The organism is Pseudomonas sp. 3296 (assembly GCF_031456615.1).
Classification (GTDB): domain Bacteria; phylum Pseudomonadota; class Gammaproteobacteria; order Pseudomonadales; family Pseudomonadaceae; genus Aquipseudomonas; species Aquipseudomonas mucoides.
Window position 1 is genome coordinate 23,205 of record NZ_JAVDUY010000013.1, and the last position, 25,961, is coordinate 49,165.

A 25,961-nucleotide genomic window follows, 5' to 3' on the forward strand; every position below is an offset into this window, starting at 1 on the left:
ATCCCCTCAGTCCGGTTGAAGCTCTATTTCCGAAGCCCGAGTGCCTAGCCAGAGGGTTATGTAATCAATCACTTGTTGGGCACCCTCTTCCGTTTCAACAAGGTCAATTGGACACCTGTTATCAAGATAAGGATTAGGTTGTCCCATCCACTTGAACGCTCGCCCCTTATCTCCTTTTACTGGAATCGCCAACGCCAGGATTTTGTGCAGCAAATCTGGTCGGGCATACCAGGACTCTGGCTTTACCGTCGGTTTTCGCCCAAGGATCACGCGGGGTAATTGGCTAGATGCAAGCTCGTCCTTGGTGATGTGTGTCCGGACCCAGTGAGCCAAATTGGCAAGCTCGGTGTTCGGTACACGCTCATGATCCGTTGTTGGAATAACCAGTCCAACTTTCACACGAGAATGTTCGCGAATCATTTTTAAAGCTGGAGCTATGTCCGTGTCATTAGTCACGAAAACCACTTGATCGATAGAGCCTGAAAGGGAGTCGTGATAGGCCTCCAGCGAAATATTTACGTCGCTTTGCTTCTCCTCTATTTTCCAGACAAGCATTTCATGACATTCGCGCGGAGCTCGATTCGGATAATTATCGTCCACCGTTTTTACGATGGTTTTACTCACAGAAAAGTAGCCCTCGATAATTTGAACATTATCGGTATACAGCTTCCTTAATGCAGTGTGATAGCGCGCCTGAGATGAAACAGAGTCGCTACCACGTGCCACGCGCTCCACGATTTTTGCTGTGAAATATTTTATTGATGGAGCAGATGAAAGACTCGATATAAGTGCATCCCCCAGCTCGCACCTCAAAAGAACCGATGGAAGTATGCAGCGTTCAAAAAGAGCGACAATGTCGAGCCACTTATAAGGAGTGTTTCGCAGACAACCGTAATACAAGTTATAGCCGTCAATATAGATACGCGTTCGCAGAGGTCCGATCTGCAGATTTTGTTGCATTTCCATGCTCCAGATACGAAAAAACCGACTTTCGTCGGCTTTTTCCCCCATTCTCCAGATGGTCACGCCACGCCGGAGATATGGGTTAGTTGTTGACGCAGACTTTAAGCAGTTAAACCACAATCGTCAATGCCCATTTGATGATCAATGAGAGTTGTCGACCTGCCGAGGCAATGAACAAACATTGAGGTATCCGCTTCCTAGCAGTCAACCGACACACCCTGTAGGAATATAGGTTGGTGAATGTAGTTTGATTCCTCTGAAACTTCCAAACCGTATTCCAAGAAACATCCGCTCCCCTGAAAAAATATGTAGTCCAAGTCCTAGGAAACTTCCCGCAACTCGTATCGACTTCCATGAACTGGCGGAAGCGGTTCTGCGTCGATAGCCTTCAGATGTCGCTACAAAACAGCGATCGGCTTTGACAGGCTGAAAAGTGTAATCTGCACTCCCTCCCGACCGGGCGGCATGCTCACGCGCATGCAGTCTCGTTATGGTGGCTGTGCGCGGGGCATCTCCGGGTGCACCGGGTTCTCACACTTCCGGTCTGTCAACCCGCGTACAGCTGCCACCCAATCCTGTTTGACAGCAGGGGATTGGTAGCTCTTATCCATAGTGTGAGGGCATTCAATTGAAAAAGATCACTCCCAATCCACCTGCATCTGAGGCACGTTCAGATGCAGAAACTTCCGATATAACTCAACTTTCTGATACCACCGAACGCACCGTCAGTTCTCGCCTGCGCAACCCAAAATGCCCCGACCCCATCAGCCACGTCTTCACCCTCCTCCCCGACATCGACACTCCCACCCTGCTCGCTCACGCCTGCGAAACCCTCGCGTCGCTCAACGTCATGACCACCGACCTCGCCTGTGAACTTGAAGGCTCGCGCCGCAACGTGGCACTGGCCATTCCGCAGTTAAGCGTACTGGCGGAGCTGTTGGTCAACCGCGCGCTGGACAATCTCGATCCGCCTGAAGGGCTGCCTGAGGTTACGTCTACAAACACTGCTGCTTAGTTGCATTCTTTTACAAAATGGAGGGTTTTTCATGGATAGATACATGCCTATCACCGGCATCGACTGCACCATCGCGTCGTTGCTGATCGACACCGAAGCACCGCTGGACGTACTGCACGAAACCGCGGCTTACCGCATTCACACCGCGACTCAATGACTGGAGAGCATCGCGTTTGGCGAGGGTATTCACAGTGAGCTTGCGCGGGCACTGGTGACGTCGCTACGCGATGGCTGTGATTTGCTCGATGTCGTAGGCCGGCGATTGCGGGCGCAGGTTTCGACGATGTAACGAAGTGGCCATATCCCATCAATAAAAAAAGCACCTGACGAGAACATCGCAGGTGCCTTTTTTGATTTCAACTCCGTCCGGTCAGGGAGCTATCCCCCGACTCCCAGAACATTTGCGAAACGTTGTAGATGAATACGCTCGGGGTCCACAGCGGTTCGAAGGTGTAGAGGGCGCTGGTCAGGGCGCCCAGCAGCATGCTGGACAGGACCAGGTGTTTGTCACCGTGAACGCGGATCAGCAATAGCAGCACCAGCAGGACGATACCCAGGATCAACCAGTAGTGACGGCTGGTGATGGTCGGCATTTGCAGGGTTTTGTGTTCGACGAGCAGGTTCAGGTGATACCAAAGGACGATCCCCAGCACCCAGCCAAAAATGGTGAGGCTTTGTTCAGGTTGCCACTTGCCAGTTTGGTGAGCGTGCCGACGCTGCAACCGTCATTGAGGACCGAGGCGAGACCAAACAACAGCCCGCAGCCTGCCAGTGACAGATAGCCGACTTCAGGAATGAATAGCGGCTGACTGAGATTAGTCGCTGCTCAATCCCTTTGGATGAGCCTGCAAACCCCTTCTACACTCAGCTCGATCCCACCTCATGACATCGACCCAAAAAGAGCCCCCATGACCACCCTCGTAAACCGTTTGAAGCAAGGCAAGGATGCTCGCAAAAACTGCTCGCGCAGTGCTCAAGCGTCCATGGAAAAAGTGACCCGTGACCCCATCCCGCTGATCAAGCGGTCCAGCGAAGGCCGGGTGAAGTCGCTGGTCGAGTTGCGGTATGGGCGCATGCTCGTGTCGCCGTTCACCTTCTATCGTGGTAACGCCTTGCTGCAGGCTCACGACCTGGCGACCACGTCCAACATGGGCCTGGTCTCGACGATCTGCGGCGATTGCCACCTGATGAATTTCGGTGGTTTTGCCACACCCGAGCGCAATCTGTTGTTCAGCGTCAATGATTTCGACGAGGTCCACCCCGGCCCGTGGGAGTGGGATCTGAAACGTCTGGTGGCAAGTTTCATGGTGGCGGCTCGCGACCTGCGCCACGGTGAAACGGTGGAAGAAAACGTCTGCCTCCAGGTGGTCGGTGCCTATCAGGAAACCATGCTGGAGTGTGCCCAACAGAGCTCGCTGGAGAACTGGTACGAGTCCATCAGCTACGATGATTTGCTCAAGCAGGCGAGCAAAAGCACGCTGGAACATGTGGAGCGCGCCATCGCAAAAGCCGAGCGGCGGACACATGCCGAGTTACTGCCAAAAATCAGCGAGCGTGACGCGAAAGGTCATTTGGTGATTCGTGATGACCTGCCGGAAATTTTCCACCTGCATAAGGACACCACGCTGCTGGACGCCGACGATGACTGGCTGCGCCTCTCGGACTGGCGCCCGTTGTACAAAACGTTCATGAGCGATTACCGAGCCACACTTCAAGCTGACCGGCGTGAGTTGCTGTCACGGTTTCACGTTCACGACATGGCCTTCAAAGTGGTGGGCGTGGGCAGTGTCGGCACCCGTTGCCTGGTGGCGTTGCTGACGGATGAACAGGAGTTCCCGTTGTTCCTGCAATTCAAGGAAGCGCGGCGCTCGGTGCTCGCTGATTACGTGAAGGTCAAATCACGTGTCCGCCATGAGGGGCAGCGCGTGGTCAATGGTCAGCGCTTGATGCAGTCGGCCAGTGACCTGTTCCTTGGCTGGGCCACCGGTCCCAGCGGTCGACACTTTTATGTGCGCCAGTTGCGCGACATGAAGATTTCAGCCGAACTGGAAAACTTCGATGCCGAAGCCTTTTCGGCCTACGGACGCTTGTGTGGTCGCGCCCTCGCCCGCGCGCATGCCAAATCTTCCGGGCACGCCTCGCAGATCAGCGGCTACATTGGCAAGAGCGATGCGCTGGCAGAGGCGCTGGTCAAGTATGCAAAAAGCTACACCGACCAGAATGACCGCGACTATGAACGATTCCAGCAAGCCTGCCGCAAGGGCCAGCTGCGCGCGCGTTCAGAGGCGGACTTTGCGGCGGATCACTTGCCGTAGACATACTGGCGCGCGGGCGTTCATCTACATGAACTTTTCTTCACCCCATCGCGCCTCAACAATCGGTACATTGCCCTCGCTCATTCAAGAAACTACGGTTTGCCCGCCCTCCCGCGGGCTTTTTTTTGCCTGCAAGAAAGGGCGCTAATGGGTTGGGTTTTCTGTTACTCGATTACTACGCGCCGTTCACATTTCGTTCAGCTCTCATTTCCTATGATCGGCCTCTCAGCTCTCTGTCCGGTCATCGACGTCCATGTCCCGCCCCGCCGCTTCACTGTTTCTGCTTGCCGCTTTGCTGTTTTTCTTCGCGCTGGGCAATTACCAACTGCAAGGTTCCACCGAGGCCCGGGTTGCCGGGATCGCGATGGAAATGCACCTGGATAACGACTGGGTGACACCCCGCTTGTTTGGCGAACCGTTTCTTGAAAAACCTCCATTGAGTTTGTGGCTCGATGCCGCCGCGATCCGTGTGTTCGGCGGCACACCGTGGGCCGTGCGACTGGCGTCGGCCTTTGCCGGGTTATTCAGCGTGATGACTCTTTACGCGATGCTGCGCCGGTTCGGCCGCCCCAAAGAACTCGCGTGGACGGCGGGCATCCTGCTCGCCACCATGGCCAGCTACTGGAGCAACGTGCGTGGCGTCGGCGAAGACGCCTTGCTGGCGTTGGGCGTGAGCATGGCGTTACTCGCGTTCTTTCAAGGGCAGCGGCAGTCGACGCTCGGCAACGCGCTGCTGTTTGCTTCAGGGATTGCTATCGCAACCTTGAGCAAAGGCGTGCTGGGCCTGGCGATGCCGGGTGTGGTGATCTTCGCGTACCTGTCGGCCGAGACGTTGATCGACAAGCGCCTGAACCTGGCGACCTGGCTGCGCCCCGGATTGTTGACAATACTGGGGTTGGTGCCGCTGCTGATCTGGCTCGCCCTGCTTTATCAGCAAAGTGGTGCGCAGGCCGTGACGGATGTGCTGCTGACCAACAGTGTCGGACGCTTCAGCGGATCGTTCGTCGAGGCGGGGCATTACGAACCGTTCTACTATTACCTGGCCAAGCTGCCGCAAGCGTTTTTGCCGTGGAACATTCTGGTGTACCTGGGGCTGTGGCATTTCCGTAAAAGCCTGATGGCCGATCGTTACTTGTTGTTTTTCACGCTGTGGTTGCTGGCACAGTTCGCCATGCTGACGCTGGCCTCAAGCAAACGCACCGTGTACCTGATGTCGATGACACCGGCGGCAGCGGTGATTGCGGCGGAATACGCGAGCGTGCTCTACGCAAAACTGAAGATGCGTGAAACCGCCGCCTCCCTGTTGGGCTGCATCGCACGGTATCGACGGGGTGGGGTAATCGGCGTGTTTGCCGTGGTGATTGGCGGCTACCTGGCTGCCGCACAATGGGCGATGCCGTTGGCGGATCGCACTTTGTCCTTTGTGCCATTGACCACGCAGATTCAGACGATGCAGGCCAACGGACAACAGGTCGCCCTGTTCCAGGCCAATGAGCGGGTGGGCGGCGCCAGTGTGTTCTACAGCCAGCGCCTGCTCAAAGGCCTGGACACTGACGCTCAGCTGCATGAATTTCTCGCGGCATCAGCGTCCAACGTCGCGGTCATGTCCGGTGATACCGAACCGGCCGCGCCGTTGAAAGTGCTCAAGACAATGAGGGTGGGGCGACAGGCTTACTACTTTGTGAGCCTGTAGCCGCATAAACACTGGAGCGCTGGGCCTTTTGCAGCACCGGCACATCCAGCCTGGCCCGACCGTAGAATGCCAGGGCTGTCAGCAAGCACGCCAGCCAGACAAAGATCCCGGCCCAGAAGGTGTGGGACATGTAGTGCCAGCCTTGCAGGACCCGCGTGGTGCCGTAGACGAAACCCAGCACCAACGAAAACCACAACACCGCTTTGGAAAAGCGCCACTGGTAACGGCGCGCAACGAAGTACAGCGCGAGCATGGTGAAACCGCCCGACGCGTGCCCACCCGGCCAGCAGCGACCGTCGCCGGCTTCCCGGAACAGCTGGAAGTTGTTGTACCACTCCATATGGGCAATCTTGCCGCCGTAGAGGGTCGTTTCAATCGGGCAGTACACACTGGTGTGTGCCTTGAGGAAATGGATCACGCCGGTACATACGGCAAACGCCACCACCACAAAGATAAAGTCACGGCGATGGTCGGCGGTAAACCGCAGCACCGGGGCGGCTTTGATCCGCTCGAGGAATTGACCGATACGCGGACGTTTTTGCGGGTTGACCAATGGCCATACAAACGAAAGCAACATGCCGATCAAGGCGATTTCACCGGTCCAGTTCGGAATGATCCGAGCCCACTTGTGCGTGAGCTTCTCGAAGAAGTGAACCTTGTCGAGCGGGAAGGTCTGGGTGACCGGGTCAAAAAGAAGGTTGCTGAACCAGATGTCGATTTTTGTCATGTCGAACATCAGGAAAACCACGGCCGCGCAGGCGAGCGCAATACCGAAGTTCACCCAATAAAAGCGGTGGCGGGAAAAATTCAGCATTGTGTGTCCTGATCCAGAGAAAAAGTCATTCGGTGGTTACCGTGTGCCAGTCGGAGGCTTCAATGAAACCCAACATGTGTGTCGTTTGCGGTGTTGGAGCGGAGATAAACAATGAGGCGCCGTAACCCAGGGTCGACGTCGGCAACTTGAGGTCTTTTTCAAGTTGCGCCATGCATTCACTGTGGGTCACCAGCACCAAATTGCGACCCGCCACTTTGTGCGCCAGGGCATCACGCAACATAGTGCCCTTGCAGCTGATTAGCCAGTCTTCACCGACGCCTGCCTTGCTGAACATGAAATGGGCGGTCTGCGCAGTGCGCAGGATCGGACTGTTGTAAACGTCCGCCTTGCTCATTCCGAGGCGCTGGAACTGCTCGCCGACACTGACCGCAACGCTACGGGAACGCTCGGTGATGCCATCATCGCCTGCCAGGCAAGGGGCCGGGGAGTGATCACAGCGTTCGACATGGCGCACCAGCACGATCATGTCACCCTTGGCCCAACCGTCCATCAGTGCCTTGGCACCCGCAACATTGTCATGGGCCAGGTCCGGCACGGCGGCAGGCTGCAACAGCCAGATCGTCAACGGAATCACCAACAGCGCCGACGCCAGCACCACCGCCGCATTGCGATAGCGGGCATAGCGGCTCAAATCGATCGAGCGTTTTATCCCGAGTAGATTCAGTCTCAATTCCACACCAAGCCGCCTCGCCGGCACGTACCGCGCTCATTAAATCCGCTGAGACTAGAGAGGCAAGCGTCGGCAGCGGGTGAAACGTATGTGAAAAAAAGCTTAAAAGCCGCGCAAAGTCTTGTTACAGGTTGCGCCCTGAAAAATCCTTTCAGCTCTCGCGGATGCGGCCGATACAGACCTGCTACCTACCTTGCTGGCTCCCAAAAACAACAATCTTCCAGCCAACCGACGATCAAGAAGCACAACGTTCCTGGAGGAATTGATGAATAGCTGGTTCGGCAATATCAGCGTGAACATGAAACTGGGCCTGGGATTCGGCCTGGTCCTGGCATTGACCTGCGTCCTGGCCCTGACCGGCTGGACAAGCCTGGCCAGCCTGATTGACCGCAGCAACTGGATGAGCGACATCACCCAGCTCAATGCCGGCCTGACCAAGCTGCGCGTCGTTCGCCTGCAATACATGCTGACCAACGGCGACGAAACCGCCGCGCAGAACGTCCAGACCACCCTCGACGCCTTCTCGGCTCAGCAACAAGCGTTGCTGTCGAAATTCAAGAGCCCGGAAAACCTCAAGTTGCTCAAAGAGCAAGGCACCGTCATTGCGGCGTACCAGACCTCGCTGAACAAAATGCGCAGCGCCTACCGCACCGGCAACAGTGCCCGTGACACCATGGGCGCCAATGCTGAAACCGCCAGCACACTGATCGAAGCCATCAGCAGTCGCGTGCAGCAAATGCCGCTGAGCGATCAACGCTTCGAGCAATTCCAGGCCATCACCGCCGCCAAGGAAGCGTTCATCCTGGCCCGCTACGAAGTGCGCGGCTACACCGCCACCACCAACGCCGAGACCGAGCAAAAAGCCGTCGGCCAACTGGACGCGGCGATTGCCAGCCTCAAACCACTGAACGCGCAGTTCGCCGAGACTCAGCAAGACGCCTTGCGTCAGCTGGAAAACGCGCTGGTCAACTATCGCAGCGCCTTGCAGTCGTACAAAGCGGCCAACACCGATGCGGTGCAGGCGCGCAAGGAAATGACCGATCAGGGCGCCGCCATCGTGACCCTTAGCGATGAGCTGTATCAGATCCAGCTCGACCGCCGCGACGCCGAAAGCGCCCAGGCGCGTACCCTGCAATTGATCAGCACCTTGCTCGCGTTGCTGGTCGGCGTGATTGCCGCCGTGATCATCACCCGTCAAATCACTGGCCCGATTCGCGACACCCTGGCCGTGGTTGAACGCATCGCCAGCGGCGACCTGTCTCAGGACGTCAACGTCACGCGCCGTGACGAACTCGGTGTGTTGCAACAGGGCATCGCGCGCATGGGCGTGACCCTGCGCGACCTGATCAGCGGCATCCGCGACGGCGTCACGCAAATTGCCAGCGCCGCCGAAGAACTGTCGGCCGTGACCGAACAAACCAGCGCCGGGGTGAACAGCCAGAAGATCGAAACCGATCAGGTCGCCACCGCCATGCACGAGATGACCGCCACCGTGCAGGAAGTCGCGCGCAATGCCGAAGAAGCGTCGCAAGCCGCCGCCGCGGCAGACGGTGAAGCCCGCGAAGGCGACAAAGTGGTCAACGAAGCAATCGCCCAGATCGAGCGTCTGGCCAGCGAAGTGGTGCGTTCCACCGAAGCCATGAGTGTGTTGCAACAGGAAAGCGACAAGATTGGCAGCGTGATGGACGTGATCAAGGCCGTCGCCGAACAGACCAACCTGCTGGCGCTCAACGCCGCGATTGAAGCCGCGCGCGCCGGTGAAGCCGGTCGTGGTTTTGCGGTAGTTGCCGATGAAGTGCGGGGCCTGGCCCAGCGCACACAGAAATCCACGGAAGAAATCGAAGGCCTGGTGGCCGCCCTGCAAAATGGCACGCAACAAGTGTCGGCAGTCATGAACAACAGCCGCGCCCTCACCGACAGCAGCGTCGCGCTGACCCGCAAGGCCGGTGTGTCGCTGGAAAACATCACCCGCACGGTGTCCAACATCCAGTCGATGAACCAACAAATCGCCGCCGCTGCCGAACAGCAAAGCGCCGTGGCCGAAGAGATCAGCCGCAGCATCATCAACGTGCGTGACGTGTCCGAACAGACCGCCGCCGCCAGCGATGAAACCGCTGCGTCGAGCGTTGAACTGGCGCGGTTGGGTGGTCAATTGCAGCAGATGGTCAGCCACTTCCGCGTTTAAGTCGCCGTCTTGATCATTCCCACGCTCCGCGTGGGAATGCCGCAACGGACGCTCCGCATCTGCTTCTAAATGTGACGCAGAGCGTCACGGGCTGCATGCCCACGCAGAGCGTGGGCACGATCAAATGTCGCCACTCACCGAGTCCCGCGCTGACGCAATGCCGATGGCATGAAATACGCGTCTTCCGGCACTGGTTGGGCGAAGTCCACGGTGGCCGGTTCTTCGTTGTCCAGGTTCTGCACGTAGTAACGGCGCGCCTGCAAGTCATGGAAGACGTCCAGCGCACTCCAGGTGGTGGGCAGGTCGTAGAAATTTTTCAGGTAGGCCATCGACACCCGCCACAACTCCCCTCGCCCGTCATACTGATCCACCAGGGCGGCGCCCCAACTGTCTTCGTCGAGAAACAGCACGCGCTTGGAATAGATATGCCGCGAGCCCGGCTTGAGCGTGCCTTCGACCACCCAGACCCGATGCAGCTCATAACGGGTGAATTGCGGGTTGAGGTGGCCCGGTGTGAGCAACTGCGCGTACTTCACATCAGGGCTGCCGACTTTGTAGTTGTTGTACGGAATGTAGACCTCTTGCTTGCCCTTGAGCTTCCAGTCGTAACGGTCCGGCGAGCCGTTGAACAGGTCGGTATCGTCCGCCGTGCGCAGGCCGTCGGATGAGGCGATCGGCGTGTCATACGCCAGGTTCGGCGCGCGGCGCACACGGCGTTGGCCGGCGTCGTAGACCCAGGCCTGGCGCGGGTCCTTGAGCTGGTCGAGGGTCTCGTGGATCAACGCCGCACCACCGGCCAGCCGGGCCGGGCTCTTCACGAACGCCAGGTAGTAAAACAGGATGTTTTTCAGGTCGGCAAACTGCCCGCCCGGACGGTAATAGTTGAAGAGCCCTTCCTGCTGCGAGGTCACGAGCGCGAAGCTGCCATTGCGCTGTACCGGCGCTTCGGAGGCGCGGCGCACCACATAGATGCCGCGATAACGGGTGATGTGGTTCCACAGCACTTCGATCCCGTCCTTGGGCACCGGGAACGGCACACCGCCATAAGCATCGGCAAACCCGCTGCCGCCCTCGAGCAGCTTGGCCGAGGTCGCATTCTTGAAGGTGTTGTCATACAGCCACTGCGGCGCCGAGCCCGACCGGCGAGAGGGATAGACCGGCATCTGGAAGGTGTCGGGGTAGCTGTTGAACAAGGCGACCTGGCCCGGGCTGAGGTGGGCCTTGTACTGATCGAGGTTGGCCTTGGTGATGGTGAACAGCGGCTTGTCCGCCGCGTACGGATCCGGGTGGTGTTGACCGGGTTTGTAGCCGGCCGGCGCCTGGATGATACCGCCGGCCCACGCTGGAATGGTCCCGGCGGCGTTACCGGCACGCTCGGCGCCCAGCGGTGTCAGGGTGGTTTTCAATTGCTCGGCTTGCTGGGGCGAGATGGCGGCCAGCGCGTGGCCGGCGGCCAGGCTCAGGACCAGCGCCAGCGTGGTTTTGGTCAGGCGTGAGGTGTTAAACATGATCGTTCTCCGAAATACAAAAACCTGTAGGAGTGAGCCTGCTCGCGATGGCGGTGTGTCAGGCGGCATTGATACTGGATGTGCCGACCTCATCGTCGGAACGCCGCCCGGAGCCGGCTCACTCCTACAGGGGGATGAGTTGGAACTCACAAGAAGTACTTGAGGTTGAAGCCGATGTTGTCGCGGTCACGCAGGCCGTTGTCCTGCCCGCCGCCGTAGAACTCGGTGTATTGCAGCTCGGCCTCCAGCTTGTTCTGGTAGTTGGCCTTGATCCCCAGGGTGTAGGCCTTGCGGCCTTCGATGGTGTTGCCCGCCTGATAGCTGTTGCCCTGGAAGTCGTCCTTGTAGACGACGTAGGGCGAGACGTTGACCCCGGCATACACGTCGTTCCAGGTGCCGTTGATCATCGCGGTGTAGCTGTAGGAATCGCGGTTGACCTGGTCGGCGCGATCACCGCCGGACACATAGGAAAAGTTGCCTGTGCCCGCGTAGTAACGTGTGCTGCCGTCATAAGCGGTGTAATGCAGGCTGCTGCCGCGCAGGTGCTCGGACGCCAGTTCGAACACACCGAACATCGAGTCGAACGACAGGCCTGGGCCAAAGTTGTAAATGGTGCCCAGGGAGGTGTTGAATGCTTCCACTCGCTCGGCGTTATTGATCTGGCTGGCGAGCGTGACCTGCTGACCGCCAATGTTGATGGTCTGGCCGGCAGCCGCGGCGGCAGCGCCGTTGGCCAGGTCGCCGATCAGGTCGTTGGTGGCCGCAACGCCGATGGGCAGGTTCGGCCGATAGGCCACTTCACCGAACACCGACGCCTGGCCCAAAGTGGTGTTGAAACTGAAGCCGTACATGCGGATGTCTTCGGCGTAACGGCGATGCGCCTGGATATTGCCCAGCACATCCACGGTCGCCAGGCCGTTGGCCAGTTGCCCCGCCTGACTGCCGGCGACACCGGTCAACAGGTTGGTCAGGGCAGTCATGTCGATGCCCTGGTACCCTCCGAGATCGGCGGAAATGGTCGGTTCCTTGGCGTGGTAATTGACCATGTACACGCCGAACTCGGTGCTGTTGAGTTGTTCGGCGATGTAGCGAAACGCGAACCCGAACTGGCCGTCATTGCGCGCGTTGTAATCCTTGCCGACCGAGGCCACTTTGACGGTATTGCCGAAGGTCGGCGTGACCCCGTTGGCGTAGAGGCCGGTGGTGCTCAGGGTCTGATTGAGCAACGGGTTGTTGCCCAGCGCGCTGTACAAACCGATCACGTTGCCGAAACCGGGCACCGGAGTGTCCAGCGCGGTATCGGTAAAGTTGTTGTAGCCGGTGTTGCCGCCATCGGCGAACAGGTCCGTCTGCGAGTAGAACGTACCGACCGGGTCGATGCGGGTTTCCTTCCAGTTGGTCTGGTAAAAGCTTTCCATGGTCAGGGTGTCGGTCAGGCCGATGTTGAAGCTCAGCGCTTCCACCGGCACCAGCACTTCCTTGACTTCAGCGCCGGGCAAACGGTACTTGGCGGCGTCCACCGGGTTGGTGGTGTTGATCCCGCCCCGGTAGAAAATCCCCTCGCCCCAGTTGAACACCTGGCGTCCGACCCGGGCCGTGACCGGCATCTGCGCGACGTCCCAATTGCCATAGAGGTAGGCGTCGAGCATCTCCACCCGACTGCCGGCGATATCGCGGGTCTGGCCAGTGAAGTGGTCGTCCTGCGGATAACTCTGACTCGGCTGTGAGGGGTTGTTGTTGCTGTAGTAATCGTTGCGCTTGTCCATCAGTTGGGTGTCATAGAACGCGGTGCCACGCATGAACATCCCGTAGTTCTGATAGTTGGCCTCAAGCTCCGAGGTGATCTTGTACACCTCGGAAACCAGCCCCGTGTCGAAGTTGCGATTGCCGTCGTTGGTGTTGACGTCGTCGTTGTTCTTGTCCCGGCCCTGGACCCGCCACAAGCGGCCATAGGACAACGTGCTGTCGAACGAGCCGGTGACCTGATTGTCCAGCACACTGAATTCCTCGGCCTGCACGCCATCGACCGCGCACAGTTGCAGCAGCCCTGCCAGGCCGACGCCGGGGAGCGCCGCGCCAGACAAGCGAAATCGGGTTCTCATGGTCTGTTCCTCTTCCCTGGTTTTATTGTTTTTATGCGGCCTGTGTGAGTAGGCGACGTTGCCGTGATGGCTATGGCGCCAATCCCGCATCGACATATATCCGGCTGTGCGCACCGAAATGCCCCAGCAGTTTGAACAGCTGTTGGTTCAGAGCCGGATGGTCGAAGTCTTCGCGCTGCACCTGGTTACCGGCGCTGAAATCGCGGGTGATCGGGGCGGTCTCCAGCCACTGCCCGATGGATTCATCAAACGCTGCGGATTCGTTGGCAGACTCGGCGCTCACCACTTCGCGCAGGTAGTCGACCGAGTACGGTGGGTAACCGGCGTCCTGGGCAGCGTCGGCATAAGCGTCGAGCATCGGATGTGCCTGGCCGGCGCGCAGCAGGCGCCGAAGCCAGGTCGACTGATACTTTTCCACTTCCGTGTGCCGGGTGGCGACCCGTTCAATGGCGGCCTGCTTGTCGGCATCGAAGCCGGCCAGCGCCTTGCTTTCCAGCAACAGCAGACTCGCGAGCTCGACGCCGGGCAGTGCTTTGGCGTGATAAGGCTGGGTCAGGTCCTGAACGTGGTGCAGGCCCCAGCCGAGAAAACGATAACCCCAGTAAGGATGGCCGCTGGCAAACGCCAGTCGCGCCAACCCCATGTATTGGTAGGCGCGCCAGTCCGGCCAGCTGCGCTGAAGAAATCCGGCCGCGGCATACACCACCGCACTTTCATGGAAGAACCCCATATGAAACGGCGCCTGGGAACTGTACGGAAACCGCGCATCGCCGAAAGGCTGCGGGCCGAAGCCGTACAAGGCGCCCACCTCGCCTGGGTTGTCGTTGAACAGGTTGATGTCGTGGCCGTAATCAGGCTCCTCGGCGGCGCTGGCCAACACGGCCAGGGGCGATACTTTTTCACCGTCCGCCACGCGGATGAAACGCTGGCGATTCCACGGCGACAGGGTCTGTTCAACCATGACCTGCTCGGCCTTCAGGTGTTCTCGCTCGGGCAGGTCCTTGCCGGGCATCGGCTGGATAACCATCGCCAGATGAATCCGCGGATTGATCCGCAGCGCGGTGAGGAAGTCATGGCGCAGATGGTCCCCAGGCATGGCGGGCAATTTCAGGTTGTCGGGGCGCGGCGGGTAGTGGGCGAAGTGCTCACGGGCGAAGCGTTCCTGTTCGTCCAGCAGCGCAGAAACGGCCGGGTATTGATGCGCGAGAAACTGCTCTAACGGCTCGACCTCGACCTGCTGGGCATCGCGCAAGGCCGGCAGATCCTGCAACGCCAGGTAGCTGCCGACCGTATGGTTGGACCAGCCCCACGCCATCGGTGCCGTTCCACAAAGCAGCAACAGGAGGAATGTCAGCTTCATTGCTTTTGGTTCTTATTGGATGAGCAGTGGGGTTGAGCCTAACAACCGACCCTGCCCCTGACACTGTCCAATCTCACCAGAAAAGTTCTCCGATAGCGCCACGCCCCCGGCGCAAAAACCACCACGGTCCCCTGCAGGCTCACTCCTACAAGGGATCTTCGGGGTTCTTTCAGGCGGGGTAACCCGTGATTTTACGGATGCTCTGGTACAACGGTTTGAGCTGCCGGTACATGCGCAGGTAAACCTCTTTGTACAGTCGCTCATAAATCTGCTGCGCCTCGGGTTGCGGCATGAACACTGCCCCCACCCGAGTCATGGCCGCGATCGCCGTGGGAAAATCCGCGTGCAAACCCAACCCCACCGCGCAGCAAATCGCCGCACCCAGACCGGACGCCTCATAGACATGCGGACGCTCGGCCGGCAGCCCGAAAATGTTCGCCGTGAGCTGCATCGCCGCATCACTCTGGGAGCCGCCACCGGCAACGCGCAAACGCTTGACCGAGATGCTCGAACGTTTCTCGATCTTCTCCATGCCCTGGCGCAAGGCATACGCCAGGCCTTCGAGGATCGCCCGGTAAATGTGCGCGCGGGTATGCACGTCGCCGAAGCCGATCATCGCGCCCTTGGCTTCCACTCCCGGCTCACGGATGCCCGGTGACCAGTAGGGTTGCAGCATCAGCCCCATGGACCCCGCAGGCACGGCATCGACCAGCGCATCGAAGAGCTGCTCGGGTTCGATGCCCTGCGCTTTGGCCTGCTGCATTTCCCGCAGGCCGAACTCGTTCTTGAACCAGCTGACCATCCAGTAGCCGCGATAAATCATCACCTCGCAGTTGTACTGATCCGGCACCGCCGACGGATAAGGCGGGATCAACGGGACGATTTCCAGGTAGCGCGACCGGGTGCTGGTGATCGTCGCCGTGGTGCCGTAGGACAGGCACACCGTGTCTGCATCGACGACGCCAGAACCGACGACTTCGCAGGCCTTGTCGGCACCCGCCGCGATCAGCGGAGTTCCCTCGGGAATGCCGGTGTGGCGGCTGGCTTCGGCGGTGATGAAACCCAGGGTTTCACCGGGTTTGTGCAGGCTCGGCAACTGCTCGGGACGCACCGCCAGCGCCTGCCATTTCCAGTCGCTGGGCGCGGCCCATTTCAGGCGTTTGAAATCGAACGGCAGGTAGCCGACGCAACAGCCCACGGAGTCGACAAAACGCCCGCACAGGCGATAAGTCAGAAACCCCGAGAGCAGCAAAAACTTGTCGGTCGCCGCCCAGACGTCAGGCTGGTGGCGGACGATCCAGTTGGCCTCGGCCTGGGCGCGAAAATAATCCACGGTGGCTTGCGCGCCGACCAGTTTGAACAGCCAGCCCCACGGCCCCTTGATGCCGCCTTCGACTTCGCTCTGGCGTTGATCGAGCCACAGAATCGCCGGACGCAGCGGCTTGCCTTGGGCGTCGACGTTGATCACGGTGCCGCGCTGGGTGGTCAGGGACACGCCGGCAATCTGTGAGCGATCGATACCGGTTTGCTGCCACACCTGCTGACAGGCCTCGCCCAGTTTCGCCCAGTAATACTCCGGATCCTGCTCGGCCCAACCGGGCTGAGTCGAGTAATAGGCCTGCAATTCGACCTTGCCTTTGCCCAGCAGATTACCCTGCAGGTCGAAGAGCAGCGCACGCACGCTTTGGGTTCCATTGTCGATGGCCAACAGGTAACGCTTGTTCGGGTGGTTATCCATGGAGCTCTCTTCAATGGGCATCAATGCGCCGCATCCGGTAAACCGTGGTGGCGCTGCCATAACGCCTGATAGCGCTGCAACTCCTGCTGCCAATGCTCGTCATCCCAACCGAGTCGTGGCTGGCAGAGTCGGCGAATGGCCGCAAAGTATTCCTCGCCACCGCGCGGCAGCAACAGGCCAAGACGGGTTCGACGCAACAGCAAGTCATCCAGGTGCAGGACCATTTCCGACTCACAGGCAAACGCCAGTTCCGCCCACAAGGTGTCCGTAGCGCCAACGTGATCATGGCCCAGTTCCGCGATGAGCTTTGCCAGTCTCGGCAGGTCACGGCCATGTCGCCCCGCCAGGCGCCGCCATTGGTTGCCACTGAGGCCAGGGATTACCAGCGGCGGCACCACGGCAAACACCGGCGCGGCGTTATCATCGAAGGGGCGGTCGAGCATGCTCGCGCAGGCCTTGAGCACTTCGATGGCTTGCGGGCGAAAAGTGGTCAGTTTGCCACCGGCCAGAGTCACGCAACCCGGCTCCTGCCACAGCACATGCTCGCGGGTTTCATTCGACGGTTTGCCTTGATGTTCACCCGCCGCGCTGCCCACCACCGGGCGCACACCGGACCAGGTCGACAGCACGTCGCCAGCGACCACTTCGCCTTGGGGAAATTGTTGGGTACAGGCCGCCAGCAGATAGTCGAGTTCTTCGGCACTGATGCTCGCACTCTGGTCCAGATCGCCCTGATGATCGAGGTCCGTGGTGCCGACGACCGTGGCGCCCTCCCAAGGAAAAACGAACACCGGTCGACCGTCGCGCTCGTGCAGAAAAGTGAAGGCTTGCGCCACCGGCAGGCGCCAGCCCGGCAGCAACACATGACTGCCACGCAACGGGCGCAACTGACGCGGGGCATCAGGCAGGCGCAAGCGCTCGGCCCAGGCGCCGGTGGCCACGGCCAGCACAGCACACCGCAATTGCAGTGACGCGCCACCTTCACAATCTTCGACCTGAACCCCGCAAACGCGTCCGTCTTCACGTAGCAATTGCTGAACGCGCACGCCGTTGAGCACCACCGCGCCATCGGCCCGAGCCTCGCCCAATACGCGCATCACCAGACGCGCGTCATCGGTCAGCGCATCGACAAAACAGGTGCCGCCCAGCAGGTCATGCTCCTTCACCCCTGGCGCCAGATAGCGCAGTTGTTGCGCGTCATGGAAGCGATGGTTACGCCGTCCCGCCAGCGCGTCATAGATCGACAACAACCCTCCCAGCACTCGCGGCCCGGGAAAGCCACCACGGTAATGCGGCATCATGAAACTCATCGGCTCCACCAGCCCCGGCGCTTCGTCGAGCAGGCGCTGGCGTTCGCGGACCGAATCGCGGGTCAGGCGCCACTGCCCCTTGGCGATGTACCGCAAACCGCCATGGACCATTTTCGAGGATCGACTGGAGGTGCCCCAGGCGAAATCGCGCTGTTCCAGCAGCAGGCACCGCCAGCCACGGCGCGCGGCTTCGCGCAGGATACCGGCGCCACTGATGCCGCCGCCGATGACGATCAAGTCCCAGGTTTCATCCGCCAGCGTCGGCAGCATTTGCTGTCGCCATGCGGCGTTCCAATTTGGGCTCACGGCCGTCACTCCGGCAACAGCGTGCCGGGGTTCAGGCGCCCGGCCGGATCAAAATGCCGGCTCAGCGCCTGCAGGGTGTCCATCGCCAGCACGCCCTTCTCGCGCAGCAGGTACGGCGCGTGGTCCTTGCCCACGCCGTGCTGATGACTGATGGTGCCGTGGTTGTCGACGATGGTCTGACTGGCCGCGTGCTTGAGCGCCTGCCAGCGGGCCAGGGTCGCGGGATAGTCCGCCGCCGGGCGAAACACATAGGTGGTGTAGATGCTCGAGCCTTCACCGTAGACGTGGGACAGGTGAGTGAACACATGTACCCGTTCACCTTCAGCCGCCAAGGCGTCGCGCAGGCTGTTTTCGATCAGGCTGAGCAGGTTGTCGACGTTGCTCCAGTCGGTGGCTGTTTCGAGTGTGTCAACCACATAACCGGCGTTCCACAAGTTCTCGCGCAGGTAGGGAAAACGGAAGCGGTTCTGCGCCCATTTCTTGCCGAGCAAGGTGCCGGTAAACACCCCGCCGAATGCCTTGAGGTGCTGGCGGGCCTGGCTCAGGGACAGCGCATTTTGCCGGCGATTACCGGTCACGCCGAACGTCAGCAGGCATTTGCCTTCACCGGCACCGCGCAGCGACAGGTATTTTTCCAGCCAGGCGATCTGCTGCGGATGACCGGCCAACGCCAGTTGGGTTTCGGTTTCCACCGCGTTGGACAAGCGCAGCATCGACAGCGGAACCCGCGCCTGGGCCAACTGGCGGATGGCTTGCAGCGCCTTGGTCCAACTGGGCAGAAACACACCGTAGAAACGTTCATCGGCGGGCAATGCGCTGACCCGAACCTTGACCTCGGAAATAATCCCGAATCGGCCCTCGCAACCCAACACCACTTCGCGCAGATCGGGCCCGGCGGCCGAGGCCGGGAACGTGGGGATTTCCAACGGCCCGGCAAAGGTTTCCAGGGTCCCGCCGGCGAACAGTTGCTCGATGCGCCCGTAGCGCAACGATTGTTGGCCACTGGAGCGACTGGCGACCCAACCACCGAGGGTCGACAGCTCCCACGACTGCGGAAAATGCCCCAGCGTATAACCCCGGGCCCGCAGCTGACTTTCCACCTGCGGCCCTGTCGCGCCGGGGCCGAAGGTCGCCAGCAGGCTCTGTTCGTCGAGGTCCAGCAAGCGATTCATCCGGGCCAGGGTCACCGTGACCACGGGCCGCGTGGAATTCGGTGGATTGATGTGCCCGGCCACCGAGGTGCCGCCACCGTAAGGAATCAGGCACAGGTCCTGTTCATGCGCGAGCGCCAGCAATTGGCGGATCTGTTCGGCCGTCTCGGGAAAAGCCACGGCGTCGGGGTACTTCCCCAGTGCGCCTTCACGCAATGCAAGCCAGTCCGGCAGGCTCTGACCCCGGGCGTGCAGCAGACGATCCTGCGCAACCACGCTGTACAAGGCGTGTTCCTGCAACCGCGAGGCCGGCACGCGGGCCAATGCCGCCTCCAGCGTGGCATCGGGCAGCGCTCGACCGTCTCCCAGCCGCTCGGCGAGAAAACTCGCGCCTTGTGCCGGCAATTCGACCACCGTGGTTGCATCTCCCCAGCCGTTCCAGCGTCGCATGCGTGTGTCCTTTTGCGGTTCTGATCAGTGATATTTCAGCCCCCCATACTAGTCAGCTGCCCGAAAGTGTCACGGTCGCATCCGGCCAGTTCGAGTAGCCAATTGAGTCAAACGTCGCGCAAGTGTCAGCCATTTACTTTAGCCGTGGTTTCAAATTACCTTTCAGGGCATTCATCCGCGCGCGCGGGCCTTGATCAAAGGAATACGATCATGCAATCCCTGGGCTTCACTTCCGTTCCGCCGCTGCTCAAATACCTGCGTCATGCCGAACAGCTGGGCATGGCCATCGAGCCTGCGTTGGCAGCGGCCGGGTTGCAGGCGCAGCAATTGAGCGACAACAGCCTGCGGTTGCCGGGTGAAACCCATGAACGCTTGCTCGATTATTTCTGCGAACACTCCGGTGATCCGCTGTTCGGGCTCAACGCCGCGCATTTTGTGTTGCCCAACTCCTGGAGCGTGCTGGGTTACATCACCATGAACTGCGCGACCCTGGGTGATGCCATGAGCCGCATCATGCCGTTCGAGAAACTGGTGGGCGACATGGGCGTCAGCCGCGCCGAGGTGCTGGACAGCGACGTGCACCTGATCTGGACCTGCCGCTATCAACGCCCGCGCATTCGCCGGCACCTGGTGGAAAACGTGCTCGGTTCCTGGCTGCAATACGCGCGCTGGATCGCCGATACACAGATGTCACCGGCCGCCGTCTGGCTGGAACATGCACGCCCGGCCGAGGCGACGCTGGCGCAATACGAGCAGTTCTTCGATTGCCCGGTGCTGTTCGACCAACCTTATTCGGCGCTGATAGTGCCGTTGCCGTATTTGCAGTTGCCGTTGCGCCAGGCCGATGCGCAATTGCTGCGCACCCTGGAAGAACATGCGCAGGGGTTGATGGCCACACTGGAGGACGCATCGCTGGAGCAGCGGGTCAAAAGCATCCTGCGCCAGTTGCTCAAGGAAGGCCTGCCGCGCAAGGAGCAAGTGGCCGAGCATCTCGCCGTGTCGGTGCGCACGCTACAACGCCAGTTGCATCAGGCCGGCACGTCGTACCAGCAGATCCTCGATGACCTGCGCCAGGAACTGGCCGAGCATTACCTGCTCAACAGCACGCTGCCGATTCAGGACATCGCTCAGTACCTGGGTTTCACCGAGCCGCGCTCGTTTCACCGTACGTTCAAGAGTCGGCGCGGGATGCCGCCCGGCGAGTTTCGGCAGACTTACCGGGTGTGACTGCTCGCGAAAGCGTCAGTCGCAACAGCGCAGTAAACGTCTTTCATTGCACCTGTTTAAAGACACTCGGCGTTACGCGACAACACCCACAGATCCTTGCGCCGCTGCCTACGACTGCGCCAGAATCCGCCGGCTTGTGCGCTTTGGGGCTGCTCGGTAACGTGGATCGCGTCACTGATTCCCAGTGATCGAGCTTAGCGGCTCGGCTACATTCGCTCCTGGTTGCACAAGTATCATCCAGTCAGGCATTGGCCTGAGCTTGATGGTGGCTGTGCGCATGGCACCTTCGGGTGCGCCGGGATGGGATGCGACCGGTCCGCTAACTTGCGCACAGCTGCCTCCCTTTCGCTTAGCGGCGAAATGGATGCGGCCTTACAAGGTACGCGCCCATGTTCAAAGTTACGCCAAACCCACCGGACACCGATCCGGCATCCCCCTACGAAACACCGGAATCAAAGAAACTCCACGAAGCCGCCGAGCGCGCACTCAATCACTATTTGGGCCCTCCGGCCTCCCACGTCATGACAAAGCCCTACCAACCCAATCGCCTCTACATGGCCAACCCGGCGTCCGGCACCGAACCCTTGCTGACCGATGCCTGTGAAACCCTGGGCTCAGCCACCGTCATGCTCAACGACTTCGCCGCCTTGCTCGAAGGCTCGCACCGTAAAACCGCGCAAGGTATCGCCCAAGTGGTGATGGTGGCGGAAATGGCGGTCAATCAAGTGCTGGATAAATTGGTGCCCACTGACTGATCACTGCTTCCATGAACGAAAAAGCCCGCTGCCAAACCAAAAGGGTTCGGCAGCGGACTTCTTTGTTCCGCTTACAACGTTTGCGCTCAGAGGCTGATCGCGTTGGTGAACACCAACCGATTGCCGAACGGGTCGACGATGGTCATGTCCTGGCTGCCCCACGGCATGGCCTGAATCTGCGGGCGCGAAAAGGTGTATTCCTTGGCCAACAATTGCTGCTGAAACGCTTCCAGCTCTTCGGTCTCGATGCGCAATGCCGAACCCGGTGTGCTGTCGCCATGGTGTTCGGACAGGTGCAGTACGCATTCGCCACGGGAGATCTGCAGGTACAACGGGAAATTCGCTTCGAAGCGATGTTGCCAGTCGATCTTGAAGCCGAGGAAGTCGACGTAGAACTCTATCGCTTTCCGTTCATCGAAAATCCGCAGGATCGGGGTGGTTTTGCCGAAGCTCATAGGAGTGTTCTCGCCAGTGGGAAGGGCCCGTGTTCAGCGGGCCATGTGTCTGGTTCAAATGATCGGATCAACGCAGCGTCTTGAGCGCGAGATCACTGTAGTAGAAGCTGTTCTTGCCAGTGCGCGCAAAGAAGAAGTAACCATAATCCGACAAGTAATAGTAGGTATTGAGCCGTTTGTACTCATCGTCTTTTTTACTGCAGGTCAACTCTTTGGCTGAACCGCTTAATGTGACATTGAGTTCGCTGGCCGGCAGCTCGCGAATGACGGTGCAATCGTTACTGTCTTGACGCTCCTCGACTTTGCCGAACAGTGTGTTGGTGCTGCGGACCGTCGCGTTGTAGTTCAACCGCTCGTTGATCGGCATATGCTGCCAGTCGCCGGTGAAACTCAAGTTGATGACACTGGAACTGTCTTTCATCGAAGGGCCCTTCGAGACGCCGAATCGACTCAATTTCGCCAGATCGAACAGTCCGTGAAAGGACACTGCATCGCTCTCGTAATGGGTCCCTGACAAACGCAGGGTCATCTGCTGCGAAGCGCTATCGATACCGATAAAACGCTCTTCACGCATGTCCGTGGTCTTGGCCTTGTAAGTCGACTGGCCTGCCACTTCCACATAGCTGAGCGGTTTAACGGCAACCGGCATGTTCAGGTTTTTGATGGCCGATGCGACAGCAGGGGAAAGCGGCGCCAGGGTCACTGGCGCGGTTTTCTTCGCACGGGCAACGAACTTCGGAAGTTGCGCTGCCGACTCCGGTTTATCGCAGGCCAATTTGAACAGCTGGTTATAGTCGTCGTTGCTGCCGCTAATCGCCGTGGCCGTCAGTGCAACGGCATCCTGGCCATCTGTAACGGTGTTGTTGGCGTCCAGATCGTATCCCGCCACCACGCGATACGTCTGCTTGCCACAATCGACCGCATACCGCTCGCGTTTCTGGGCATAGGGCGCGTCGTAGGGCGCATCGAAACCAATCAAAGGATTATCGTAGGCCGCCCAGAATCTCAGTTCGGCACCGTCCTTCTTGAGGCTGTTGCGATCAATCAATACCCATTGATCCTCGCCGCTGCCTTTGACGACACGCCAATCCGAGGCTGGAGTACTGGCACACGCCTTGATGAAATCCGGGTTGCTTTTCAGCACCCCGAGCACGTTGGCCGGAACCGCTCTGCCCGTCGAATACTGGTGAGCATTTAGACCTGGATACATCCGGCCGCCACCGCCCAGATAGAGCAAGGTGGCCCGATCAGATGTACAGGAAGCTTCCATTTGAAATACCAGCCCTGCCGCCGCCTGGGCATTGCCGGAATGGCTGATCTGGAAACTCAGGACATCGCCTTCACGCATGATCGAATCACTGACCAGAGGCTTCGACAGAACGCCGTTGAACAACGTCTCGGCTTCCGCCGCCCGGCGTGCCTGTGGGCTGACACAACCCGCCAATAACGTAACGGCAACGAACAAACAAATGCGGTACATGAAACTCCCTGGGCGACGCACGCCAAAATCCACTGAATGTCAGCGCTTCGGCTTGGGAGTGGCTTTCTTTAATCGCAATGTGCCATCAGTACGACGGACCGCAAAAAATGCTTACTGAAACCCGCCCCGCAAATCCCCTTCCCGCGCCAGAAACCGCCCTTCCCTTTTACCGTTCGCCTGCCCGTCGCTGTAACTCAACACGCCGTTGACCCACACCCCGTCGATCCCTTCTGCCGCCCGTTGCGGATCGTTGAAGTCCGCCACGTCGCGAATGGTCAGCGGATTGAACAACACCAGATCGGCCCAATGCCCTTCGCGGATTTCGCCGCGCGCCTTCAAGCCAAACCGCGCCGCCGACAGCCCGGTCATTTTGTGTACCGCGGTGTGCAACGGAAACAACCCGACATCGCGACTGAAATGTCCGAGAACCCGTGGGAATGCGCCCCACAAGCGTGGATGCGGGAACGGGTCTTCCGGCAATCCGTCAGAGCCGACCATCGATAGCGGATGCGCGAGGATTCTTCGTACGTCTGATTCATCCATGCCGTAGTACACCGCGCCCGCCGGTTGCAATTGGCGGGCGGCGTCGAGCAATGACAGGTTCCACTCGGCGGCAATGTCCATCAGGTCGCGACCGCCCATTTCCGGGTGCGGGGTGGACCAGGTGATGGTGATGCGATGGGCATCGGTGACTTGTTTGAGGTCCAGCGTTGAAGAACTCGCCGCGTAGGGGTAACAGTCGCAGCCCACCGGATGGGTTTTCGCTGCGTGTTCGAGGGAGGCCAGCAATTGCGGACTGCGCCCCCAGTTTCCGGCGCCCGCGCATTTGAGGTGGGAAATGATCACCGGGGATTTCGCATGTCGGCCGATCTGGAACGCCTCGTCCATGGCCTCCAGCACCGGTTCGAACTCACTGCGCAAATGGGTGGTGTACACCGCACCGAATGCCGTCAGCTCTTCGGTCAGTTGCATCACTTCTTCGGTGGAGGCCGAAAAGGCGCTGGCATACGCCAGGCCTGTGGATAAGCCCAATGCACCGGACTCCAGACTTTCGCGCAGTTGCTCGCGCATTGCACTGATTTCGTCTGGCGTGGCGGTGCGGAACAGATCGTCGAGGTGATTGCTGCGCAGCGCCGTGTGGCCGACCAGTGCCGCGACGTTCAGCGTGGTGTTCGCCGCTTCGACCGCCGCGCGGTAGTCGCTGAAGGTCGGATAAACAAATGCTGCGGCCGTGCCGAGCAGGTTCATCGGGTCCGGCGGATTGCCCTTCAAACTCACCGGCGAAGCGCTGATTCCGCAGTTGCCGACAATCACCGTGGTCACGCCCTGGCTGAGTTTGGGCAGCATCTCTGGCTGGCGGATCACCACCGTGTCGTCGTGGGTGTGGACGTCGATGAAACCCGGCGCCAGCACGCGGCCGGCGGCGTCGATTTCTTCGCTGGCAGTGGCGTCGTGCAAGTCGCCGATGCGCTCGATGCGGCCGTTCAGGATTGCCACGTCGGCGGGATAACCGGGGGCATTGCTGCCGTCGATGACCAGGGCATTGCGAATCAGCGTGTCGTACTGCATGTCAGTCTCCCAGCGGCAAGTGATCGTCGCCGCCGCGGTAATCGTCGAGGGCGAGTTTGATCCGCCGCAGACGTTCTTGATTGTCTTCAGGATTGGCCAGCGCCAGCTCGGTGGCAAGCACGTCGATGGCCAGCAGCATGCCGTAGCGCGCCGCCGTGGGTTTGTAGATAAACGAGGTTTCGACGCCTTGCAGCGGCAGCAGCACGTCCGCCAATTGCGCCAGCGGCGAGTCGGCCCGGGTGATGGCGACAATGCGCGCGCCGTAGCTGCGGGCCAGTTCAACGGCTTCGATAAGTTCAGGCGTAATGCCGGTCAACGAACAGGCAATGACGGCCCGTCCGGCATCGAGGCTGGCGGCGGTGACGCGCATCATCACCGGGTCGTGGCACACCGCAATCGGGTAGCCGAAGCGCACCAGCCGCACTTGCAGTTCATCGCTGCACAAGGTCGAGCAGCCGCCCATGCCGAACGCGTGAATCATCCGCGCCTTGCCCAGCAGCTTCACCGCATCGGCGAAGCGCGACTCGTCGAACGCCGACAGATGCTGGCGCAAGGTCGACTCGATATCACCGACGATCTGCCCGTAAAACGCCGACTGATCAGGCGTGCCTGCCGGGTCGAGAAAGCGGCTGCCGACGCCGCTGGCCTGGGCCAGTTGCAGGCGCAAGTCACGCAAGTCGCGGCAGCCCACCGTGCGGGCGAACCGCGACAGCGTGGCGGTGCTGACTTCCGCCCTCAGCGCCAGCTCATCGAGGCTGGCAGCGGAGGCAAACCCAACGTCGTCGAGCATCAGGCGCGCGATGCGCCCTTCACCGGCGCTGAAGGAATCCTGGCGAGCGCGGATCTGATAAAGGATGTCCATGGCAGGCGACTC

20 protein-coding genes and 2 pseudogenes are annotated in these 25,961 nt (G+C 60.0%); 8 read left to right on the forward strand and 14 right to left on the reverse strand.

The genetic code is table 11. The annotated features are described in order from the left end of the window. Positions 1-6 precede the first annotated feature (6 nt). Positions 7-960 (reverse strand): antitoxin Xre/MbcA/ParS toxin-binding domain-containing protein, encoded by a 954-nt coding sequence (locus tag J2X66_RS28490; protein ID WP_310271535.1) that lies wholly within the window; start codon positions 958-960, stop codon positions 7-9. Positions 961-1,591: 631 nt separating this feature from the next. Between J2X66_RS28490 and J2X66_RS28495 the strand changes: the two genes are divergently transcribed. Both J2X66_RS28495 and J2X66_RS28500 read left to right on the forward strand, forming a co-directional pair. Beyond that, complete coding sequence (locus tag J2X66_RS28495; RefSeq protein ID WP_310271538.1) at positions 1,592-1,978, forward strand: DUF6124 family protein; 387 nt, start codon at positions 1,592-1,594, stop codon at positions 1,976-1,978. Positions 1,979-2,009: 31 nt separating this feature from the next. Next, positions 2,010-2,267 (forward strand): annotated as a pseudogene (locus tag J2X66_RS28500) (hypothetical protein). Positions 2,268-2,334: 67 nt separating this feature from the next. Here the strand turns inward: J2X66_RS28500 and J2X66_RS28505 are convergent. After that, complete coding sequence (locus J2X66_RS28505; protein WP_310271541.1) at positions 2,335-2,700, reverse strand: hypothetical protein; 366 nt, start codon at positions 2,698-2,700, stop codon at positions 2,335-2,337. A gap of 186 nt (positions 2,701-2,886) precedes the next feature. On the opposite strand from J2X66_RS28505, the gene J2X66_RS28510 reads away from it, so the two are divergent. Both J2X66_RS28510 and J2X66_RS28515 read left to right on the forward strand, forming a co-directional pair. Continuing rightward, a complete protein-coding gene (locus J2X66_RS28510; RefSeq protein ID WP_310271544.1) occupies positions 2,887-4,293 on the forward strand; it encodes a DUF2252 domain-containing protein in 1,407 nt (468 codons plus the stop codon). A 253-nt stretch (positions 4,294-4,546) separates the two neighbouring features. Then, positions 4,547-5,986 carry a glycosyltransferase family 39 protein gene (locus J2X66_RS28515; RefSeq protein WP_310271547.1) on the forward strand — a complete coding sequence of 480 codons (1,440 nt, stop codon included), beginning with the start codon at positions 4,547-4,549 and terminating at the stop codon, positions 5,984-5,986. Here the strand turns inward: J2X66_RS28515 and J2X66_RS28520 are convergent. Together J2X66_RS28520 and J2X66_RS28525 are read right to left on the reverse strand one after the other, a co-directional pair. Beyond that, on the reverse strand, positions 5,937-6,800 hold the full coding sequence (locus J2X66_RS28520) for a phosphatase PAP2 family protein (RefSeq protein WP_310271550.1): 864 nt from the start codon (positions 6,798-6,800) through the stop codon (positions 5,937-5,939). The two genes, J2X66_RS28515 and J2X66_RS28520, sit on opposite strands and share 50 nt — an antisense overlap. A 25-nt stretch (positions 6,801-6,825) precedes the next feature. Further along, positions 6,826-7,497, reverse strand: a complete 672-nt coding sequence (locus J2X66_RS28525) for a histidine phosphatase family protein (RefSeq protein WP_310271553.1) — start codon at positions 7,495-7,497, stop codon at positions 6,826-6,828. A 394-nt stretch (positions 7,498-7,891) separates the two neighbouring features. Between J2X66_RS28525 and J2X66_RS30390 the strand changes: the two are divergent. Beyond that, positions 7,892-8,818 (forward strand): annotated as a pseudogene (locus J2X66_RS30390) (methyl-accepting chemotaxis protein); the annotation flags it as partial. Between the two features lie 144 nt (positions 8,819-8,962). Further along, positions 8,963-9,676: a methyl-accepting chemotaxis protein gene (locus tag J2X66_RS30395; protein WP_405046815.1), complete on the forward strand. Its 714-nt coding sequence runs from the start codon at positions 8,963-8,965 to the stop codon at positions 9,674-9,676. A 134-nt stretch (positions 9,677-9,810) separates the two neighbouring features. Here J2X66_RS30395 and J2X66_RS28535 read toward each other — a convergent pair whose 3' ends face one another. From J2X66_RS28535 to J2X66_RS28560, 6 genes are all read right to left on the reverse strand, one after another. Then, positions 9,811-11,184, reverse strand: a complete 1,374-nt coding sequence (locus J2X66_RS28535; protein ID WP_310271559.1) for a DUF1329 domain-containing protein — start codon at positions 11,182-11,184, stop codon at positions 9,811-9,813. A gap of 146 nt (positions 11,185-11,330) precedes the next feature. Next, entirely contained in the window at positions 11,331-13,286 is a 1,956-nt protein-coding gene (locus tag J2X66_RS28540) for a DUF1302 domain-containing protein (protein WP_310271562.1), read from the reverse strand. Positions 13,287-13,356: 70 nt separating this feature from the next. Beyond that, positions 13,357-14,646, reverse strand: coding sequence for a phospholipase (locus J2X66_RS28545; protein WP_310271567.1), 1,290 nt, complete (start codon positions 14,644-14,646; stop codon positions 13,357-13,359). A 169-nt stretch (positions 14,647-14,815) separates the two neighbouring features. Then, positions 14,816-16,384, reverse strand: coding sequence for an FGGY-family carbohydrate kinase (locus J2X66_RS28550; protein ID WP_310271570.1), 1,569 nt, complete (start codon positions 16,382-16,384; stop codon positions 14,816-14,818). A gap of 20 nt (positions 16,385-16,404) precedes the next feature. After that, positions 16,405-18,000, reverse strand: a complete 1,596-nt coding sequence (locus tag J2X66_RS28555; RefSeq protein ID WP_310271573.1) for a glycerol-3-phosphate dehydrogenase/oxidase — start codon at positions 17,998-18,000, stop codon at positions 16,405-16,407. A gap of 5 nt (positions 18,001-18,005) precedes the next feature. Further along, positions 18,006-19,601: an FAD-binding oxidoreductase gene (locus J2X66_RS28560; RefSeq protein ID WP_310271576.1), complete on the reverse strand. Its 1,596-nt coding sequence runs from the start codon at positions 19,599-19,601 to the stop codon at positions 18,006-18,008. Positions 19,602-19,811: 210 nt separating this feature from the next. Between J2X66_RS28560 and J2X66_RS28565 the strand changes: the two genes are divergently transcribed. Both J2X66_RS28565 and J2X66_RS28570 read left to right on the forward strand, forming a co-directional pair. Further along, positions 19,812-20,828 (forward strand): AraC family transcriptional regulator, encoded by a 1,017-nt coding sequence (locus tag J2X66_RS28565; protein WP_310271578.1) that lies wholly within the window; start codon positions 19,812-19,814, stop codon positions 20,826-20,828. Positions 20,829-21,217: 389 nt separating this feature from the next. Then, positions 21,218-21,583 carry a DUF6124 family protein gene (locus J2X66_RS28570; RefSeq protein ID WP_310271581.1) on the forward strand — a complete coding sequence of 122 codons (366 nt, stop codon included), beginning with the start codon at positions 21,218-21,220 and terminating at the stop codon, positions 21,581-21,583. An 86-nt stretch (positions 21,584-21,669) separates the two neighbouring features. Here J2X66_RS28570 and J2X66_RS28575 read toward each other — a convergent pair whose 3' ends face one another. The 4 genes from J2X66_RS28575 to J2X66_RS28590 all read right to left on the reverse strand — a co-directional run bounded on the left by J2X66_RS28575 (position 21,670) and on the right by J2X66_RS28590 (position 25,949). Continuing rightward, positions 21,670-22,038 (reverse strand): glyoxalase superfamily protein, encoded by a 369-nt coding sequence (locus J2X66_RS28575; protein WP_310271584.1) that lies wholly within the window; start codon positions 22,036-22,038, stop codon positions 21,670-21,672. Between the two features lie 67 nt (positions 22,039-22,105). Next, the gene (locus J2X66_RS28580; RefSeq protein ID WP_050590208.1) at positions 22,106-23,518 is read right to left on the reverse strand and encodes a hypothetical protein; all 1,413 of its coding nucleotides are present in this window, start codon (positions 23,516-23,518) and stop codon (positions 22,106-22,108) included. A gap of 111 nt (positions 23,519-23,629) precedes the next feature. Then, positions 23,630-25,087, reverse strand: coding sequence for a D-aminoacylase (locus J2X66_RS28585; protein WP_310271589.1), 1,458 nt, complete (start codon positions 25,085-25,087; stop codon positions 23,630-23,632). 1 nt (position 25,088) lies between these two features. After that, complete coding sequence (locus J2X66_RS28590) at positions 25,089-25,949, reverse strand: MurR/RpiR family transcriptional regulator (RefSeq protein ID WP_027924401.1); 861 nt, start codon at positions 25,947-25,949, stop codon at positions 25,089-25,091. Between the last annotated feature and the right edge of the window lie 12 nt (positions 25,950-25,961).